The organism is Ciceribacter thiooxidans, assembly GCF_014126615.1.
GTDB classification, from domain to species: domain Bacteria; phylum Pseudomonadota; class Alphaproteobacteria; order Rhizobiales; family Rhizobiaceae; genus Allorhizobium; species Allorhizobium thiooxidans.
Genome location: NZ_CP059896.1, coordinates 2,776,975 through 2,796,026, shown reverse-complemented (window position 1 = coordinate 2,796,026; position 19,052 = coordinate 2,776,975). Strand labels below are relative to the sequence as shown.

Genomic DNA, 19,052 nt, shown 5'->3' with positions numbered 1-19,052 from the left:
GCCCGAAAGGGCCTGTTCGTATTTCATGGGAAGCGTTCGCCGATTACATCGACGGTCCGTCGTTGAGACCGACCTTGTCGACCAGCTCGGATGCTTTCTTGCGGTTTGCGGCGATGTCCGCGAGCGGCAGCGTGTCGGGCTTGATCTCGCCGAAGGAGGCGACGACGTCGGAGACCTTGGCGCCCGGCATGACCGGATATTCGAAGACCTGCTCGGCATAGATTTCCTGTGCCTCCTTGGAGGCGAGGAATTCCATGAACTTCACGGCATTGTCCTTGTTCGGTGCGTTTTTCGCGAGTGCCATGCCGGAGATGTTGACGTGGGTGCCGCGATCGGCGGCGTTCGGGAAGAGGACCTTGATGGCGGCCGCCCATTCCTTCTCTTCCGGCTCCTTGTCGTTGGTAAGCATCAGGCCGACGTAATAGGTGTTGCCGAGCGCGATGTCGCATTCGCCGGACATGATCGCCTTGGCCTGGCTGCGGTCGTTGCCATCCGGCTTGCGGGCGAGGTTCTCCTTCAGGCCGCGCAGCCACTTTTCGGTGTATTCCTCGCCGTGATGGGCGACCATCGAGGCGAAGAGCCCGATATTGTAGGAGTGCTGACCGTCACGCATGCAGATCTTGCCCTTCCACTTGGGATCGGCGAGCTCCTCGTAGGTGATGGCGTCTTCCTTGACGCGGTCCTTCGAGGCATAGACGACACGGCCGCGGGTGGTGAGCCCGAACCAGTCACCGTCCGGATCGCGGTACTGGGCCGGAATCTGCGCGTTGATCGCCTCGTCGGAAAGCGGCTGGGTGACACCTCCGGACTTCGCCTCGACCAGGCGACCGATATCGACCGTCAGGATCACGTCGGCCGGCGAGTTGACGCCTTCTGCACTGATACGCTCGACCAGGCCCTTGTCGAGGAACAGGACATTCGCCTCGACGCCGGTTTCCTTGGAGAAGGCATCGATCAGCGGCTGGATGAGTTCCGGCTGGCGATAGGAATAGATGTTGACCTCGCCATCGGCCATGGCGGCTCCGCCCGCGGCGAGAAACGCCGCCGAAGCCAGAAGACCCGAACGCAGCATCCGTGAAAACGTCATGAAGGTGTCCCTTCCTGTCTCGTGTTGCATATTCTTGAGCGTAATAGTCATGAATACGGAGAGGTGTCAACGGACTCTTCGTCGCAGAGGCGGTGTAGAAATGTGAACTTGACTATTTTGGAATTGTTCAAAAGTACAAAAGGTCCTATATAGGGGGAACCCAAGCACGAGGAGTCATGCATGCGTTTGACGAAGCAGACCAATTATGCCGTGCGCATGCTGATGTACTGCGCGGCGAACAAGGACCGTCTGAGCCGCATCCCGGAGATCGCCAGGGCTTACGGCGTTTCGGAACTGTTCCTGTTCAAGATCCTGCAGCCGCTTAACAAGGCGGGACTGGTGGAAACGGTACGCGGCCGTAACGGCGGCGTGCGGCTCGGCCGTCCGGCCGACAAGATCACCCTGTTCGACGTTGTGAAGGTTACCGAAGACAGTTTTGCGATGGCCGAGTGTTTCGAGGATGACGGCGAGATCGATTGCCCTCTCGTCGACAGCTGCGGGCTGAATGCGGCCCTGCGCCGCGCGCTCGGCGCCTTCTTCGAGGTCCTGTCGGAGTACACGATCGAGGACCTCGTCAAGGCGCGTCCGCACATCAACTTCCTGCTTGGCCTGTCTGACGCGCCGGCAAAGACGGTCTCCGCGCCGGCCGCCTGATCGCGACAATAGCCCCTTTTGTCGAACCCCGCCGGACCGAAAGGTCGGCGGGGTTTTCGTTTGCCTTGTCTCTCTGAAATCGTCCACTGGGCGAACGCTCCCTCTTGAGTGATCGTTCTGGTCGGTTTACGTATACGTAAACGGAAAGGTGATGCCGCGGAGCGTCGTATTGCCGGGGCCTTGGGAGGGGACCATGTTCGACTATGTGATCGCTGGCGGCGGCTCGGCGGGTGCGGTTCTGGCTGCAAGGTTGAGCGAGGACCCAGACGTCAAGGTTTGCCTGCTGGAGGCGGGGGGATTGGGACGCGAATTGCTGCTGCGTGTGCCGTCGGGTGCCGCTGCGGTCGTGCCGGGGCGGTTGCCCTTTGCCAACTGGGCTTTCGAGACCGAACCGCAAGCGGAACTGAACGGCAGGCGCGGCTATCAGCCGCGCGGACGCGGTCTCGGCGGGTCGAGCCTCATCAATGCGATGCTCTATGTCCGGGGCCATGCCGGCGACTACGACGACTGGGCGGATGCCGGTTGCGACGGGTGGTCCTTTGCCGACGTGCTGCCGTGGTTCCTGAAAGCGGAGGACAATGCGCGTGGTGCCGGCCCCCTTCACGGCTCGGGCGGGCCGCTGCAGGTCAGCGATGCCGAATGGGCGCGGCCGGTGAACCAAGCGTTCCTTGCCGCCGGCGAGGAACGCGGCTTTCGTCGCAACGACGATTTCAACGGTCCGGATCAGGAGGGGATCGGCCTCTACCAGGCGACACAGTTCTGGCGCGGTCCGCGCAAGGGCGAGCGTTGCTCGGCGTCCGCCGCCTACCTGGCCGACCATCTCGACCGGCCGAACCTGACGATCGTCACCGGCGCTCGGGCGAGCCGCGTGCTTTTCGAGCATGGCCGCGCCTCTGCTGTCGCCTATCGGGTCGGTCGCCGCGAACTGATTGCCCGTGCCGCGCGCGAGGTGATTGTCGCCTGCGGTGCGCTGCAGTCGCCGCAATTGCTGATGCTCTCCGGTATCGGTCCCGCGGACGAACTGCGCCGCCACGGTATCGCGGTCGTCGCCGACAGTCCGGAGGTCGGGCGCAACCTGCAGGACCATCTCGATTTCACCATGATCTACCGCTCGCGTGACCGCGACATGATCGGCATCGGCCTTCACGGCACGGCCGACATCGCCCGGTCGGCGCGGGAATGGCGGCGTGAAGGCACCGGGCATCTGCGCTCGACCTTCGCCGAGTCGGGCGCCTTCCTGAAGACCGATCCGGCGCTCGACCGGCCGGACATCCAGCTCCACTTCGTCGTCGCCATGGTCGATGATCATGCCCGCCGGCTGCATATAGGCTACGGCTATTCCTGCCATGTCTGTCTGCTCAGGCCGCATTCGCGCGGGGCAGTGACGTTGAGGAGCGCCGATCCGCGGGCGGCGCCCCGCATCGACCCCGCCTATCTCTCCGACCCGCGTGACATGGCGGGCATGCTCGCCGGCACGAAGGTGATGCGCGACATCATGGAGGCGGGTGCGCTCGCCGGTTACCGCAAGCGTGAACTCTACGCAGAGGCCGGCGGCTCGGATGCGGCACTCACCGAACGCATTCGCGCTCGCGCCGACACGATCTACCATCCCGTCGGCACCTGCCGCATGGGTTCGGACGATCGCGCCGTCGTCGATCCGGCACTCCGGGTTCAGGGTGTCAAGGGGCTTCGTGTCATCGACGCCTCGGCGATGCCGACGCTGATCGGCGGTAACACCAATGCGCCGGTCATCATGATGGCCGAGAAGATCGCCGCCGAGATGCGCGCGGGCTGACTGCAGTTCACGTTCACCGCGGGTGGACTTGGACGCGCCGATCGCTATCTTCCGCTTCGTCGCAACGAGCACGGCGGGAGCGGACAGGTGGAACGGACGAAGACGGCAAGGCAGGGGGCGATCATCGTGATGGGCGTTTGCGGCTGCGGCAAGTCATCCGTCGGCGCGGCGATCGCCGAGCGCCTCGGTCTGCCCTTCATCGAAGGCGATGTCCTGCATCCGAAATCGAATGTCGAGAAGATGTCGCGTGGCGAACCCTTGAGTGACGATGACCGCTGGCCGTGGCTCGAAATCATCGGCCGGAGGATGGCCGAGGCTCTGGACCGCGGCGAGGGGATCGTCGTCTCCTGCTCGGCGCTGAAGAAAGTCTATCGCGACCGGCTGCGCGATGCGGTGGCCGGGCGGCTATCCTTCGTCTATCTCGAAGGCACGCGCGCGCTGCTGAGCGAGCGGATGGGGTCCCGCACGGGCCATTTCATGCCGACCTCTCTCCTCGACAGCCAGCTTGCAACACTCGAAGTGCCGACCGGCGAACCGGGCGTCGTGACGGTCGGTATCGACCGGGAGATCGACGAGATCGCAGATATTGCCGTCGCGGGGCTTTCGATCCGTTGAGAAAATGAGCGGGCTGTTTGGTGCCCGCTCGATGCTCCTCAGACGCCGAGCTTGTCGCGCAGGCCGTACCACCACGCGCCGAGAACGGTGAGCGGCACGCGGAAGGTTCGGCCGCCGGGGAAGGGAAGCGCCGGCAGCGAGGCCCAGACGTCGAAGCGTCCGGCATGTCCGCGGACGGCTTCACCGAGGATCTTGCCGAGGAGATGCGTCGTCGTCACCCCGTGGCCGGAATCGCCGTGGGAGAAATAGACGTTCTCCGAAAGTCGTCCGATATGCGGGACGCGTGTGAGCGTGAGGGCGAAATTGCCGCTCCAGGCGAAGTCGATGCGGGCGTCCTTCAGCTGCGGGAAGGTCTTCAGCATATTCGGGCGGATGACGCCGGTGAGGTTTGCCGGGTCATGCCCGCCATAGCCGATGCCGCCGCCGTAGAGCAGCCGGTTGTCGGCGGTGCGGCGGTAGTAGTCGAGCACGTAGTTCGCATCCTCGACGCAGTAGTTGGCCGGAAGCAGGTCCTCGATCAGCTTTGCGTCGAGTGGCTCCGTCGCCATGACCTGGCTGGAGACAGGCATCATCCGGTCGGTGATCTTCGGCAGCATGGAGCCGAGATAGGCATTGCCGCAGACGAGAACGTATTTTGCCTTCACCCGGCCCCTGGCCGTCTTCACGACGGGGCTCGCGCCCATGTCGAGGCCGGTGACCCGCGACTTCTCGAAGATCCGCACGCCGAGCCCTTCCGCAGCAGCGGCCTCGCCGAGCACGAGATTGAGCGGGTGAATGTGACCGCCGAGGCGATCGATCATGCCACCGACATAGCGGTCGGTCTTCACGTAGCGGCCGACCTCGGATTTCGAGACCATCTCGAGCCCGGTATGCCCGTGCTTTTCCCAGTTCGCCTTCACATGCGCCATCTCCTTGACCTGCTTGTCGGTGAAGGCGGCAAAGAAGCCGCCGTCGACGAGATCGCAGTGGATGCCGTATGTCGCGACGCGGCGGCGGATGATTTCGCCACCCTCGAGCGACATCTCGCCGAGCTTCACGGCCTTCTCCTGGCCGTAACGCTTCGCGATCACTTCGAGGTCACGGCTGTAGCCGTTGACGATCTGGCCGCCGTTGCGGCCGGAGGCGCCGAAGCCGATGCGCTCGCCTTCGAGCACCACCACCGAGAAGCCGTTCTCAGCGAGTTCCAGTGCGGCGGAAATACCGGTGAAGCCGGCGCCGATCACGCAGACGTCGGCCTCCGTCTCGCCTTCGAGTTCGGGACGGACGCGCTTGTCGTTGGCACTTGCCGCATACCAGGAATTAGTGTGGCCGGGATTGTTCGGGGAAGTCTGCATCGTCCTGTTCCTCTCAAACGGTCCGGATATAGGCGTCGTATTCCACGTCGGTGACGCGGAGCGAAAATTCCGAGATTTCCTGCTGCTTGCAGGCGGTGTAGAGCCCGCGATACTTCGGGCCGAGCGCCGCATAGGCGAAGCTCGACTTCGAAAAACGCTGCAGCGACTGGTCCCAGTTGGTCGGGAGCGGCTCGTGGTTGATCGCGTGCTCGTCGCCGCTGATCGCGCCACCCGGCTGCGTCTTCTCCTTCATGCCGGCGAGCGCGGCGCTCAGGATCATCGCGACGACGAGATAGGGGTTCGTATCGGCGCCGGCGACGCGATGCTCGATGCGGGTCGCGGGCCGGCTCGCGGTGATGACGCGCACCGCCGCCGAGCGGTTGTCGAAGCCCCAGGAGGCATAGGTCGGCGCATGTTCCGACGGCCGCAGCCGCCGGTAGGAATTCTGGTGGGGTGCGAAGACAGCCATGCTCTCGCCCATGGATTCCAGAAGCCCGCCGACCGAATGGAAGAGCGCCTCCGACGGCCCGTCTTCACCGGCGTAGATGTTGGCACCGGTCTCGTCGAGCACCGAGAAGTGCACATGCATGCCGCTACCCGCCTGCATGCCGTAGGGCTTCGCCATGAAGGTGGCGTCGAGATCGTGGCAGCGGGCAACCCCCTTGACGATGCGCTTCAGGAGCACCGCATAGTCGGCGGCGGCGAGCGCATCCGGCACGTGGTTCAGGTTGATCTCGTACTGGCCGGGGCCGTTTTCGCGCAGCGTCGTGTCGGCCGGCACCTTCTGGGCGCGGGCGGCGGTGGAAATCGCGTAAAAGACCTCCTCGAAATCCTGCAGTTCGGCGATCGAAAGCACCTGCGTCTGGCCGGTATGCCAGCGGCCCTCGCGAGTCTTCGGCGGGCGCACCGGATCGAGCGCCGAGCGCACCGGATCGATGAGATAGAATTCGAGCTCGGTCGCAACGACCGGCGTCAGCCCGAGCTTGCGGTAGCGCTCGACCACGCTTGCCAGCACGTTGCGCGGATTGGCGTAAAAGCCGCTGCCGTCCGGATTGCGCATCTCCAGCAGCACCTGCGCCGTCGGCCGCGAAAGCCAGGTGACGCGCGACAGCGTGCCGGGAACCGGAAAGCAGAGCCCGTCGGGGTCACCGGTGCCTTCTGCGAGCCCCGCGGCATTGACGTCGCGTCCCCATACGTCGAGCGCATAGACCGAGCGCGGCATCGCCATGCCCTTGGTCAGGACGTCGAGAGCGCGTTCGCGCGGGATCCACTTGCCCCGCGGAACGCCATTGACGTCGATGACGAAGGCTTCCAGCACTTCGATGTCGGGGTTTGCTTCGAAAAAGGTTTTGGCTTGGCATTCAATATCCATAAGGCACCGGCAATGGTTTCAACGATCTGACCTTCGCATGCGGAAAAACGCACGCGCAACGGTATCGAACGACGCTAACGGTCGCCGAAATCTCCGTGGTAGTTCAGAAAGCGAAACATGCCTCAGCCTCTACAGTAGTCTTCTGCCGGGGCGTATCGGAAGGTGCGAAGATAAGGAACACAGCCCGGCAGATTTCCGCGACCGCGCGGAAACTTGGTCTTTCGACCGAAGACACCGCTATCACGAAATTGCCGCATTTGCCAGCCCCGCGGCGAGGAGCGCGGCAGGGCGGCAAATCTCTCAAGCCTTGAACCGCTCCGGCCGCCAGGCGCTCATGTCGAGGAACGGCGTGTCGCCGGTGACGGCCTCGGCGATCAGCCGTCCGGTGACGGGGCCGAGGGTGAGCCCGTGATGGGCGTGCCCGAAGGCGAACCAGAGGCCGTCGTGGCGCGGCGCCTTGCCGATAATCGGCATCATGTCCGGCGTGCATGGCCGCGCCCCCATCCACGGTTCGGGATCGAGCCGTTCGCCGAGCGGGAAGATCGTGCGCGCCACCTTTTCGGCGCGCTCGACCTGCACCGGCGACTTCGGCGCGTCGCGGTCGGCGAATTCCGCACCCGTGGTCAGGCGGATGCCCTTGTCCATCGGCGCGAGGAAATAGCCGCGCTCCTTGTCCATGGTCCAGTTGTTGAGGACGGCATTGCCGGCCGGCGCATAGTGCATGTGGTAGCCGCGCTTGACGCCGACGATGAAGCTGTAGCCGAGCGTGCGGGTCACGTCCTCCGACCAGGGGCCGAGCGCCAGAACGACGTCCTTGCCTTCCACCGTGCCGTCGGCGGTCTTGACCTGCCAGCCCTTGCCGGAGGCGGCGGGCTTCAGCGTCGTGGCGTCACCCCTGACGAACTTGCCGCCGAGGCTTTCGAAATAGGCGAGATAGGCCATGGTCAGCCCGTGCGGGTCGGTGACCGACCAGGGGTCGTTCCATTTCAGCGCGCCGACGAACTTGCCCGTCAGGTGCGGCTCGACGCGGGCGAGGTCGTCCGCCGTCAGCGCGGTGAATTTGATGGCCGCGACCTTCGCCAGCCGCTCGGCCTCGGCGACTTCCTTGTCCATCGCCGCCTTGGTGCGGAAGGCTTCCATCCAGCCGTCCTTGCGGATCAGGCGCTCGGCACCGGCGGCCTTGATCAGGTCGGCATGTTCCGAAACCGAATTCTCGATGAGCGGCGCGTAGGCGTTGGCGATCGCCTGATGGCGCACCTCGTTCGAATGCCACCAGTAGCGCGACAGGAACGGCACGAGCTTCGGCATGGCCGTCGGATGGTAATACGCGTCGATCCGGTTGTTGAGCCCGTAGCGCACCAGCATTCCGACTTCCTGCGGGAAGCCGTAGGGCACGATGCCCTCGCGCTGGATCAACCCCGCATTGCCGAACGAGGTTTCTTCACCGGCCCCCCGCCGGTCGACCAGCACCACCGAGCGGCCGCGGCGGGCGAGATGGATGGCGGTGGAAACGCCGACGATACCGGCGCCGAGCACGATCGAATCTGCAGACATTCTTTTCAGGATTCCGTTGCTGTCACGTCTTTCGTGAACATTGCAATTGTCGATGCCGCCGCGCAAATGGAAAAATGCAAAGATCTGTCGATTGCCGGCAGGCGTTGCAAAAATGCGCTGAGTCTTCGCAGACTCTTCGACAAGGGCCATGAAAATAGCCACGATCCGTTGTCGAGGCGGCTCCGGATCGCAGGTTTCATCAGGTCGTCACACTGAGCGCGTCAGCCCGCCGTCGACACGGATGTTCTGTCCCGTAATGTAGGCGGCGCCATCGGAGGCGAGGAAGGCGACGGTCGCGGCGATTTCCGCGCTGGTGCCGTAGCGTTTCATCGGCACGGCCGAGCGGCGTTCCTCGGTGGCAGGCAGGCTGTCGATCCAGCCGGGCAGGACGTTGTTCATGCGGATATTGTCCGCCGCATAGGTATCCGCGAAGATTTTGGTGAAGGCGGCAAGGCCCGCGCGGGCGACCGCGGAGGTGGGGAACATCGACGACGGCTCGAAGGCCCAGGCGGTCGAGATGTTGATGACGACGCCGGATTTCTGCTTCTGCATGATCGGCATGACGAGCCGCGTCGGACGCACGGCGTTGAGGAAATAGACATCCATGCCCGTGTGCCAGTCCTCGTCGGTCAGGTCGAGGACCGGCTTGCGCGGCCCGTGGCCGGCGCTGTTCACCAGCACGTCGACCCGCCCCCATTTCTCGACGGTGGCATCCACGAGACGTTTGAGATCGTCATTCGACTGGTTGGAGCCGGTGATCCCGATGCCGCCCAGCTCTTCGGCCAGCGCCTCGCCCTTTCCGGACGAGGAGAGGATCGCGACGTTGAACCCATCCGCCGCAAGGCGCCGGGCGCATTCCGCTCCCATGCCGCTCCCGCCCGCGGTGACGATGGCTACTTTCTTGACCGACATTGCAAGATCCTCTCTTTCATGATGGGTTCCGTCGCAGGCCCGATATCGTCTGACGTAGGACTGTTTTATCGTAACGAAAGGGGTCCTCCTCCTTTTGGCAAGGAAAAACGATCGGAGCGTTGGCTTCTGAACGCGCCGCGGCACTGCCGGCGTCAGGTCGCCGACGATGTCGTAACGGGCTCCGGGATGCCTGTAAGAGTTTCCGGCGAGCATTGGCCGGGAACTGCGATGTCGTGCCGTTGATGGGCCGGTGGGCGGCGGGCTCTCTCGGCGGCCGATGGGCACAGAGACGCCCTGAGATCGGCTGTTGAAAGAAACAACTGTGGGTTATCTGTCGGCTGCCCGTTGTGGCCGCACCGTTTGCGGCGGTTGGCGTCGTTGACATCGGTACGGAGTTGCTGATCGAACATATTTCGCTGCCGGACAGCAGTGGCAGCTTCATGTGGAGAACTTATGTCGCCGTCGCAGTTGATCTTTCCGGGAACCGGCTGATGATCGGGACCGGCTCGCCCGTCGCATTGCCGTCGCTCTCCGCGACGTGCGCCGTTCACGAGGACATCGCACATGCCGAATGATCACGGGCATACCCATATTGATCCCAAGTCCGGGGACCGCCGGGTTTCCATCGCGATCTGGGCGAACGGCCTGCTGACCGTCGCACAGATTGTCGGCGGCCTGCTGTCCGGCAGTCTGGCCCTCATCGCGGATGCGCTTCATAACCTGTCCGACATGGCCTCGCTGGTCATCGCCTTCGCGGCACGCAAGATCGCGCGGCGACCGGCGGACGAGACGATGACCTTCGGTTACGGTCGGATCGAGATTGTCGCCGCGCTGATAAACTATACCACGTTGATCCTCGTCGGCCTCTATCTCATCTACGAAGGCGGCATGCGGATGATCAGTCCGCCCGAGGTAGGCGGCTGGACGGTCGTCATTCTTGGTGGTGTGGCGCTGGCGGTGGACACGCTGACTGCGCTGCTCACCTGGTCGATGCAGAAGGGGAGCGTGAATATCCGAGCGCTTTTCCTGCACAACCTGTCGGATGCGCTGGCCTCGGTCGCGGTCATCGTCGCGGGCGCGGTGATTATCCTTTACGACATGCGGTGGGTCGATCCCGCCACGACGATCGGCATTGCCCTCTATGTTCTCTACATGGCCTTCACGGAGATCGGCGGCCCCATTCGAACGCTCATGCTGGGCAGTCCTCCCGACATCGACAACAACGCTGTGGTGAACGCGATACGCGCGGTCGACGGAGTGGTCGACATCCACCACGCTCATCTCTGGCAGATGCAGGAACATGCTGCCGCGCTCGATACGCATGTCGTGGTCGAGCAGGAAGCCTGGGGCCGTCTCCACGATATCAAGCGCGCCATCAAGCAGGTGCTCGAGGAGGAGTTCGGCATCGCTCACTCGACGCTCGAGTTTGAGCGGGAGGATCAGGCCCATCGGGGCGCTGGCCTCTATGGACATGGCGCGAACCGGAAGGAGCAAACGCAGTGACGGTGGCCGGAATGCGGCATTGCGAGCGGCAGGCAACAGGTGTGGCGACCGCCTTCCGTCGGCCTTTCGCCAGAATGGGTCGGCAGGACTGGAAAATCAGGGAATTAGGGGCTTTAGTGACAATTGGCTGGGGAGGCCTGGATTTTCACATGACTTCAAAGACTTATCAAAATCGCCTTTGAGTTCCCTATGTTGTCCCGCCGGGCGACCGTGGATGCCATCTATGTGCCCTGGCTTTGGGCATCAGTCAACGGGCGGATAAAGCGGCAATTATTTCCGCTGTCTGACTTCGAACTGGCCGTCTGGTGGCGACAAAGCGCTCTGCTACTTCGCGCCCACTTGTAGGTCATGCAGGACGCCGTCGCGCTTGCCGGAACCAGGCATCGCTTTGGGCACGGCCTCCTCCAGAGCGCGTCATAAAGCTAACGTCGCTACGCAGGCGTTAGATGACCGACAAGGACCGATACCGGTCCTTGGAACCAGAGGGATCAGGTCCCGGGTCTGTCGCAAGGAGGCCTTCGTTCGAGCATCGACGATTTGCGATTTGACGCGCTGACTGGCAAGGGGCAATCTGCGTTGATGGGCGGAAACCGAGGAGAACCTGTCCTCTTGCGGTTTGAGGGAGGATGACATGCTCACGCGGCGGAGCGCGATCATGATGGGGGCTGCCGTCTGTGCGGCACCCCTGGTGCGGGCACAGACGGCCGAGCCGTTCCGCTTTGCGCTGACCCCGGTCTTTCTGGACAATGATGCCGCCGTGATCTCCGCCCTGCGTGGGGCGCTTGCGGCTGCGATGGGACAGGAGATCGAGCTTGTTCAAAGGCGCACCTATCAGGAGATCACGGGCGCGCTTCTGGATGGGTCGGTCGATGCGGCCTGGACTTGCGGTTATCCCTTCCTGCAACACCGGGCGGAACTGTCGCTTCTTGGGGTGCCCGTCTGGCGGGGCGAGCCGCTCTACCAGTCCTATCTGATCGTGGCTGAAGACGACCCCGCAACGGGCTTAGCCGACTTGCGTGGTGGCACGCATGCCTTTTCGGACCCCGACAGCAATTCGGGCTTTCTGGTCACGGCATCAGATCTTGTCCGTATGGGTGAGGTGGCAGACAAGTTCTTTTCCCGGGCGATTTTTACCTATGGTCACCGCAATGTTGTCCGTGCGGTCGCGGGCGGACTGACACGGTCAGGCAGCGTCGACGGCTATGTCTGGGAGGTCTTGAACAGCGTCGAGCCTGATCTGACGGCCCGGACCAGGGTCGTCGAGCGGTCGGAAAAGCTCGGCTTTCCTCCCTTTGTCGCACGCAGTGACCGCATGGCCGAGGCTGGGACTGTGGCCTGTGCGGCGGCGCTCAAGAGCCTTGATCAGACCGATCAGGGCCAAACGGTGTTGCAGCTCTTGTATCTCGACGGTGTCACGGCCGCCGAGCCACCGCTATTCGACGGCATCGCCGCGCGCATGGCGATTATGGAGGGCGGATGAAGCCTCTGTCCCGCTTTGGGAACCTTCCCGTCACATTGCGCGTGCCCTTGATTACAGCCGCGCTGATGATTCTGCTGGGGCTGGTGGCCAGCCAAGGCGTGCTTTCCGCCCTGGGCCGTGTGCAGGACGCCCGGCTGTCCGAGACGGCACGGCTGCATATGGAGGGCCTTTCAGTCGCCCTTGGCCCATCGGTCCTGCGGCAGGATGTCTGGGAGGTTTACGACATCCTCGACCGGGCGCGACCGGGAAGCGAAGGGCAGCGTCTTTTGCTGACCGTGGTGACGGATGAGCGTGCTCGCGTGCTCGCCGCAACCGATCCGCGCCGCGCACCGGTGGGCGGGGATGCACGGGATTTCGAGAGCGGGGCGGTCGCTCCGGAAGCTGTGCGGATGACCGGTAATCCCGTCCTGCGGGTGGCTGCACCCCTGCAATATCAGGGCCGTACCGTTGGCGGGATCGTCACGGAACTGGACGTGACCGACCTGCTGGCCGAGCGGCGTGACGTGACCCTGTGGCTTCTGTTCGGCAACGCCCTGGCGACGGCGGTTTTGGCCTTTGGCGGCTGGTTCGCCGTGGCGCGTATCCTGCGTCCCGTTGGAGCATTGGTGCAGGCGATGGATGCGTCGGACGGTGCCCCACGGCCCATTCCCGAGGCCGAGATCCCCCATGGCGATCCAAGGTTGGCGAGGTTGATCGAGACCTATAACCGCATGACCACAGCCGTGGAGGAACGGGCGGAAGCCGAACGTCGGCTGGCCGACCGGGAGCGCTTTGTCAGCCTGGGGCGACTTTCCTCCTCGTTGGCGCATGAGATCAACAATCCGCTGGGAGGCCTGCTGAATGCCGCCGACACCATCCACACCTATGCCGACCGGCCCGATGTGGTGCGCCAATCGGCAGAATTGATGCAGCGCGGCTTGGGTCATCTGCGCGACGTGACGCGGGCGATCCTTGATCAGAACCGGCTTGACCGTGCGGGGCAACCGCTGCGCGCCGAAGACTTCGAGGACCTGCATCTGCTGTTTGAACCCGAGGCTTACGGTCGCGGTCAGGTCCTGGATTGGCGGATTGCCGCGGGGGCGGCACTGCTGGCGCGTCAACCCGCGGCCCCGGTGCGGCAGGTGGCGCTGAACCTGCTTTTGAATGCCGGAGCGGCGGCGGGGAGAATGGTCAGGTTGGCCTGAACGTGGCGAATGAGGGCGACGAGCTATCGATTTCGGTGAGTAACACCGGCGCGGCCATGAGCGAGGCCGATCTCGGGCGCCTCCTGGCCTCTGGCCCGTTGCCACCGGGGGGCGGGGTCGGTCTTCGGTTGGTGCATGACATCGTGGCGGGGCTTGGGGGTAGGCTGCTCCACGAGCGGATCGGCGATCAGACGGTGATTCGGGTCAATCTGCCACCGCACGGGGGCGACCATGCTTGAAGGACGCCGGATCGTGTTGGTGGAGGACGACAAGATCATGGGCGCATCCCTGGTCCAGCGCCTGACGCTGGAGGGGGCCGAGGTGGAATGGCATCGAGGCGTCGCCCGTGCCCTGCCTGCCATCCGCACGCCGCGCAAGGTGCTGGACGCGGTGGTCTGCGACATTCGTCTGCCGGACGGCACGGGCGAGGAGCTTTACGACACCCTCATCAGCACCGGCCATCCGCCGCCGTTTCTGTTCATCACCGGGCAAGGCGGGGTTGATCAAGCGGTGCGACTGATCCGCTCGGGTGCGGCGGATTACATCACCAAGCCCTTTGAGATCGGGGCTTTCCTGAAACGTCTGGCCACGGTCATGCGACCCCGGCCAGATCAGGATATGCCCCCGGAGACCGGCATCAGCGTCGCGGCGCGTGCCGTGGACCGCCAGGTGGCCGAGGCGGCGCTACGTGAAACAGCACTTCTGATCCGGGGTGCCTCGGGTCTTGGCAAGCTGCGGCTGGCAAGGCGCGTGCATGATCTGTCGGACCGCAAGGTCGCACCGTTCGTGGTCTGCAATGCGCTGCGCGACACCGTCGGGCCCGAAGAGTTGCAAAGAGCGATAGAGCAAGTTCGCGATGGCTCGCTGGTCATCGTCGGGATCGCGCGACTGACGCCTGCTGCGCAAGATGTTCTGATGGCAGCCTTGGCGTCCCCCTCGTTTCGGCTGATCGCCACGTCTGGGCCGCAGGCCGCCGAGGATGCGCAAGCCCTCCGGTCCGACCTTGCCGCTCTGCTTCGCTCGCATGAAGTCGTGGTACCCCCTCTGGCGGACCGCCCCGATGACGCGGTTTGGCTGGCGGCACGACTGTTCCCCGGCCTCAACGCCCGCCGGGCCGTGCCATTGATCGGTATCACGGCCGCGGCCGAAGATGCCCTCCGGTCGCACGACTGGCCTGACAACGGGCGAGAAGTGCGCGCCCGGCTGATGCGGGCGATCGAGGCGGCGGAAGGCGAGATGGTCTTGACCTCGGACATTTTCCCCGAGCGCGCGGCGGACGCGACGCTGCGTTCTCTCGCCGAGGTGCGCGATGCAGCGGAACGGGCACAGATCATGGCGGCGCTGGATCGGACCAGCGGGCAGGTCGGTGAGGCGGCAAAGCTGCTCCGGGTGTCGCGCACGACGCTGTGGGAGAAGATGCAAAAGCTGGGCTTATAGGCGGCATCTCATGTTCGGAAATCCGAACACCTGGAATTTCTTTGCAATTATAATGCCTTCCCGCAGCGCAGCGGTGCCCGTTGGGCCGTTGCCTCGCCTCCGGCCCCTCCCTTATCCTTGGGGCAATTGGCTCTAGGGAGGAGAGATACCATGAAATGCAATCGGTTGGTCGATGTGGGCCGCCGTCAGTTCCTGCGCGGAGGTGCTCTCGGCGTGGCAGGGGCTGCGGCGGCGACTGTGATGCCTTCAGGGCAGGCACAGGCGCAGCAGGCGCGCGCGATGGTGGACTATCCCTCCACCAAGCTCGCCAATCTTTCGGACCTGAAGGTCAACGAGCCGATGGACATCGGCTATCCTGATGCCGACAGCCCCGGCATCCTGTTGAAACTCGGTAGCCCCGTCGAGGGCGGCGCGGGCCCCGACGGCGATGTCGTGGCCTATTCGGTGCTCTGCCCGCACAAGGGTTTCTACATGAGCTACCACGCCGCCGACAAAACCCTGAACTGTCCCGGCCACTACAGCCGGTTCGACTGCGAGAAGGGTGGCCAGCAGGTATGGGGCCACGCCACGCAGAACCTGCCCCAGTTCGTCCTGCGGGTAGACGAGAAGGGCGACATCTATGCCGAAGGCGCGGACGAGCTGATCTATGGCCGTCTGTCCAACGTGCTGCAAGGGTAAGGGGGCGATCATGGCTTACAAACGCAACATCGACCGCCTGCCGATCATTCCCGCAGGCGCCAAGGAACACAACGTCACTTGCCACTACTGTATCGTCGGCTGCGGCTACAAGGCCTATACTTGGCCGCTGAAAACCCAGGGCTCGACGGACAGCAACTGGATCGGCGAAGACCTGTCCAAGCAGCAGGCTGCCGAGACCGAAGCCTGGTATGCGCCGTCGATGTACAACGTCGTCAAGCAGAACGGCAAAGATGTGCATCTGGTCATCAAACCCGATGTGCACTGCCAGGTGAACTCGGGCCTCGGCTCGATCCGCGGCGCGCGGATGGCGGAAAACCGTCGCTCGGACGTGAACGGAACCCAGCAGCAGCGCCTGACGGAACCGATGGTCTGGCGCTACGGCACCTGGCAACCGACCTCATGGGACGATGCGCTGGATCTGGTGGCCCGCGTCACCGCCCGGGTGATCGACAAGGACAACGAGAACGATCTTTACGTCTCGATGTTCGACCACGGCGGATCGGCGGGTGGCTATGAAAACACCTGGGGCACCGGCAAGCTCTACTTCGAGTCGATGAAGGTCAAGCACTGTCGCATCCACAACCGCCCGGCCTATATGTCCGAGGTCCATTCCAGCCGCGACATGGGCGTGGACGAGTTGAACTACAACTACGGCGACTACGAGGTGACCGACACGATCTTCCTCGTCGGCACCAACCCGATGGAATGTCAGACCAATCTGTTCCTGAACCATATGGTCAAGGGCATGCAGAACGGGGCGAAGGTGGTCATCTCGGATCCGCGCCGCACGGTAACGGTGGACAGCTGTGAGCAAGTCGCCGGCGCTGAAAACGTGCTGCACCTGCCGATCACCACCGGGTCGGACGTGGCACTGCACAACACGCTCTTCACCTATATTGCGGATCAGGGCTGGGTCGATTCGGACTTCATCGCCAAATCGACCTTCCAGGGCGATGTGGCTGTCGCGGCGGACAGCGCCTATCCGGCCTCGCTTGGGTCATTCGAGGCCGCTCGCGTCGCCTGCAAGATGAGCCTGGCCGACGGGGCCGCCGCCACCGGCCTGACCGAGGCTCAGATCATTCAGGCTGCCGAATGGATCGCCAAGCCCAAGGACGACGGCAGCCGCCGCAAATGCGTGACCGGCTATGAAAAGGGCATCATCTGGGGCAACGACAACTACCGTGCCATCGGCAGTCTGCTGAACATTGCGCTCGCCACGGGCAATGTGGGCCGCGAAGGCGGCGGTTGCTGCCGCCTCGGCGGTCACCAGGAGGGCTACTATCGCCCGTCGGACGCCCATGTTGGGCGCCCGGCCCCCTACATCGACCAGATGATCATCGCCGGCGGTGGCAAGGTGCATCACATCTGGGCCAACGACCACTACAAGACCACCCTGAATGCGGCCGAATTCAAACGTGTTTACAACCGCCGGTCCAACATGGTGAAGGAAGCCATGGATGCCCGTGCCGGGGCGACGCGTGAAGAGATGGTCGATGCCATCGTCGCGGCTATCAACGCGGGCGGGCTGTTCGTGGTCGATGTAGACATCATCCACAGCCAGATAGGCCAAGCTGCGCATGTGATCCTGCCAGCGGTCGAGTCGGGCGAGATGAACCTCACCTCGATGAATGGCGAACGTCGGCTGCGTCTGACAGAGAAGTACATGGACGCACCCGGATCGGCCAAACCCGACTGCCTGATCGCGGCCGGATTGGCCCAGGCGCTGGAGCGTGTTCTGCGCGAAGAGGGTCGGACGGAATACGCCGACCAGTTCAAGGGCTATGATTGGGCCACCGAGGAAGACGCCTTCTTGGACGGCTACAATAAGGGCAACCCGGAAGTCACCTATGACCGCCTGCGCGCCATGGGCAACGACGGGGTGCTTGAGCCGGTGACCGGTTTTGCCGATGGCAAACTTGTCGGGACCAACCGACTATATGAGGACGGCGCCTTCACGCGGCACGGACGTGAGGACAAGAAGGCCCTGTTCTGCATGGGCGAATGGCGCGGGTGGCAAGCGGCTGGCAAGGCCCAGCAAAAGGCCAACTACCGCTTCCTGATCAACAACGGCCGCGCCAACATGAACTGGCAGAACTGGTTCCTCGATCAGGCCAACGAGTTCGTGATGGACCGCTTCCCTGTGCCTTTCATCCAGATCAATCCCGAGGACATGGCCGAACTGGGCATCAAGGCGGGCGATATGGTCGAGGTGCACAACGATGTCGGGGCCACGCAGGCGCTCGCGTACCCCGAGCCGACCGCGAAACGCAACGAGACCTTCATGATCTTCGGCGCGCCGAACGGTGCACAAGGCAATATCGTGAACGCGGGCGTGAACGAGCTGATCCTGCCGAACTACAAGCACACCTGGGCCAACATCCGCAAAATCTCGGATGCCACCCCGGCCTCGGCGGCGGTCTCCTACAAGTCGTGGGAAGTCGAGCTCTGACCAGAGCCTACGCCGCCCGGAACGGGTCCGGGCGGCGCCTTCGTCTCGGGGAAGCCGCATGAAACTTGCCTATGTCACCTTGCAGGGCCGCGGTCGCACCGATGCCCTGATCGCCGAAGTGGCGCATCTGCTGGCGGCCGATGGGGTCCGGCTGGCCGGGACCGTGCAGTCAAACCACGAACGCCCGGACCGGCGCAAATGCGACATGGACCTGGCCGTTCTGCCCGATGGGCCGATCGTCCGGATCAGTGAGGATCGGGGCGATCTGGCCCGCGGCTGCACGCTCGACTCCGGCGCGCTGGAGCAGACGGTGGTCGCCGTTCAGCAGCGACTGCCGGGGGCAGAAATGCTGATCGTCAACAAGTTCGGCAAGCGTGAGGCCGAGGGTAAGGGCCTGGTCCCCGTGATCGCCGAAGCGCTCGAGATGGGTCTGCCCGTCCTGATCGGCGTGAATGGCCTCAACCTTGCGGCCTTCCTCGCCTTCGCCGGGGAAGACGTCTTCGCCCTGCCGGCCGACTCCGCCCTGATCGCCCAATGGTGCAAGGCTTCGGCCCGGGTGGAAGGTGCCCGAGCGTCTTCGCCCAGCGCGGACGAGCCCCGAACCCGCGAACTTAGCCTCCTCTGTTGATCCTTGCTGAAAGCGGAGCCGGCGCTTTCACCGGGAGTTGGCTCCGGCCTATATATGGAAGCCTGGTTGCCACGGCTTCTCAGCGCAAATCACCGTCGGATGTCGCAATCATAAGCGGCAGACCACGTGTGCCGATCAATATCCTTGAATGAACAAGACGAGCACGATCTGGGCGACACCGAGAAGCAGGATCAGCGCGTCGTGATCTTGCGGACGCATCCGTAAAACCTCCTTTGCTTCTCCCGCAAAAGTTTCACCTTTCTTGCCGTTCACGCAGGCAGGTACGTCCACGCTGTCCTTGCGCAAGGCCCAAGTGGTCCGGGGATGCCGCGCCTGCGACATCTCGTCC

Annotated in this window: 18 protein-coding genes; 12 read left to right on the top strand and 6 right to left on the bottom strand. The window is 63.8% G+C overall.

Annotation, left to right across the window (positions count from 1 at the left end; translation table 11 throughout):
• Positions 1-43 precede the first annotated feature (43 nt).
• Complete coding sequence (locus tag H4I97_RS13670) at positions 44-1,087, bottom strand: Fe(3+) ABC transporter substrate-binding protein (RefSeq protein WP_182305213.1); 1,044 nt, start codon at positions 1,085-1,087, stop codon at positions 44-46.
• Between the two features lie 180 nt (positions 1,088-1,267).
• Here H4I97_RS13670 and rirA point away from each other — a divergent pair, with 180 nt between their 5' ends.
• The 3 genes from rirA to H4I97_RS13655 all read left to right on the top strand — a co-directional run bounded on the left by rirA (position 1,268) and on the right by H4I97_RS13655 (position 4,151).
• Positions 1,268-1,741: an iron-responsive transcriptional regulator RirA gene (rirA, locus tag H4I97_RS13665; protein ID WP_182305212.1), complete on the top strand. Its 474-nt coding sequence runs from the start codon at positions 1,268-1,270 to the stop codon at positions 1,739-1,741.
• Between the two features lie 193 nt (positions 1,742-1,934).
• Positions 1,935-3,536, top strand: a complete 1,602-nt coding sequence (locus H4I97_RS13660) for a GMC family oxidoreductase (protein WP_182305211.1) — start codon at positions 1,935-1,937, stop codon at positions 3,534-3,536.
• A gap of 129 nt (positions 3,537-3,665) precedes the next feature.
• Complete coding sequence (locus H4I97_RS13655; RefSeq protein WP_182307649.1) at positions 3,666-4,151, top strand: gluconokinase; 486 nt, start codon at positions 3,666-3,668, stop codon at positions 4,149-4,151.
• A 38-nt stretch (positions 4,152-4,189) separates the two neighbouring features.
• On the opposite strand, the gene H4I97_RS13650 is transcribed toward H4I97_RS13655, so the two are convergent.
• The 4 genes from H4I97_RS13650 to H4I97_RS13635 form a co-directional block, all read right to left on the bottom strand.
• Positions 4,190-5,485: an NAD(P)/FAD-dependent oxidoreductase gene (locus H4I97_RS13650; RefSeq protein ID WP_182305210.1), complete on the bottom strand. Its 1,296-nt coding sequence runs from the start codon at positions 5,483-5,485 to the stop codon at positions 4,190-4,192.
• Positions 5,486-5,498: 13 nt separating this feature from the next.
• Positions 5,499-6,857, bottom strand: coding sequence for a glutamine synthetase family protein (locus H4I97_RS13645; RefSeq protein WP_182305209.1), 1,359 nt, complete (start codon positions 6,855-6,857; stop codon positions 5,499-5,501).
• 300 nt (positions 6,858-7,157) lie between these two features.
• Positions 7,158-8,411, bottom strand: a complete 1,254-nt coding sequence (locus H4I97_RS13640; protein WP_182305208.1) for an NAD(P)/FAD-dependent oxidoreductase — start codon at positions 8,409-8,411, stop codon at positions 7,158-7,160.
• 207 nt (positions 8,412-8,618) lie between these two features.
• Complete coding sequence (locus H4I97_RS13635; RefSeq protein ID WP_182305207.1) at positions 8,619-9,323, bottom strand: SDR family oxidoreductase; 705 nt, start codon at positions 9,321-9,323, stop codon at positions 8,619-8,621.
• Between the two features lie 347 nt (positions 9,324-9,670).
• On the opposite strand from H4I97_RS13635, the gene H4I97_RS13630 reads away from it, so the two are divergent.
• The 9 genes from H4I97_RS13630 (at position 9,671) to H4I97_RS13595 (ending at position 18,703) form a co-directional block, all read left to right on the top strand.
• Entirely contained in the window at positions 9,671-9,898 is a 228-nt protein-coding gene (locus H4I97_RS13630) for a hypothetical protein (RefSeq protein ID WP_182305206.1), read from the top strand.
• The gene (locus H4I97_RS13625) at positions 9,888-10,826 is read left to right on the top strand and encodes a cation diffusion facilitator family transporter (RefSeq protein ID WP_182305205.1); all 939 of its coding nucleotides are present in this window, start codon (positions 9,888-9,890) and stop codon (positions 10,824-10,826) included. The genes H4I97_RS13630 and H4I97_RS13625 overlap by 11 nt, the downstream gene beginning before the upstream one ends.
• 631 nt (positions 10,827-11,457) lie before the next feature.
• Positions 11,458-12,306, top strand: a complete 849-nt coding sequence (locus tag H4I97_RS13620; RefSeq protein WP_182305204.1) for a PhnD/SsuA/transferrin family substrate-binding protein — start codon at positions 11,458-11,460, stop codon at positions 12,304-12,306.
• Positions 12,303-13,490, top strand: a complete 1,188-nt coding sequence (locus H4I97_RS13615; protein WP_210297077.1) for a histidine kinase dimerization/phospho-acceptor domain-containing protein — start codon at positions 12,303-12,305, stop codon at positions 13,488-13,490. The genes H4I97_RS13620 and H4I97_RS13615 overlap by 4 nt, the downstream gene beginning before the upstream one ends.
• Positions 13,491-13,492: 2 nt before the next feature.
• Positions 13,493-13,729, top strand: coding sequence for an ATP-binding protein (locus tag H4I97_RS24920; protein ID WP_425306236.1), 237 nt, complete (start codon positions 13,493-13,495; stop codon positions 13,727-13,729).
• Positions 13,722-14,927 carry a sigma-54-dependent transcriptional regulator gene (locus tag H4I97_RS13610; RefSeq protein ID WP_182305203.1) on the top strand — a complete coding sequence of 402 codons (1,206 nt, stop codon included), beginning with the start codon at positions 13,722-13,724 and terminating at the stop codon, positions 14,925-14,927. The genes H4I97_RS24920 and H4I97_RS13610 overlap by 8 nt, the downstream gene beginning before the upstream one ends.
• 150 nt (positions 14,928-15,077) lie before the next feature.
• The gene (locus tag H4I97_RS13605; protein ID WP_182305202.1) at positions 15,078-15,605 is read left to right on the top strand and encodes an arsenate reductase (azurin) small subunit; all 528 of its coding nucleotides are present in this window, start codon (positions 15,078-15,080) and stop codon (positions 15,603-15,605) included.
• Positions 15,606-15,615: 10 nt separating this feature from the next.
• The gene (locus H4I97_RS13600) at positions 15,616-18,075 is read left to right on the top strand and encodes an arsenate reductase (azurin) large subunit (protein WP_182305201.1); all 2,460 of its coding nucleotides are present in this window, start codon (positions 15,616-15,618) and stop codon (positions 18,073-18,075) included.
• A gap of 58 nt (positions 18,076-18,133) precedes the next feature.
• Positions 18,134-18,703 carry a DUF2478 domain-containing protein gene (locus H4I97_RS13595; protein WP_182305200.1) on the top strand — a complete coding sequence of 190 codons (570 nt, stop codon included), beginning with the start codon at positions 18,134-18,136 and terminating at the stop codon, positions 18,701-18,703.
• A 135-nt stretch (positions 18,704-18,838) separates the two neighbouring features.
• Here the strand turns inward: H4I97_RS13595 and H4I97_RS13590 are convergent, their stop codons facing one another.
• Positions 18,839-19,009, bottom strand: coding sequence for a hypothetical protein (locus H4I97_RS13590; RefSeq protein WP_182305199.1), 171 nt, complete (start codon positions 19,007-19,009; stop codon positions 18,839-18,841).
• Between the last annotated feature and the right edge of the window lie 43 nt (positions 19,010-19,052).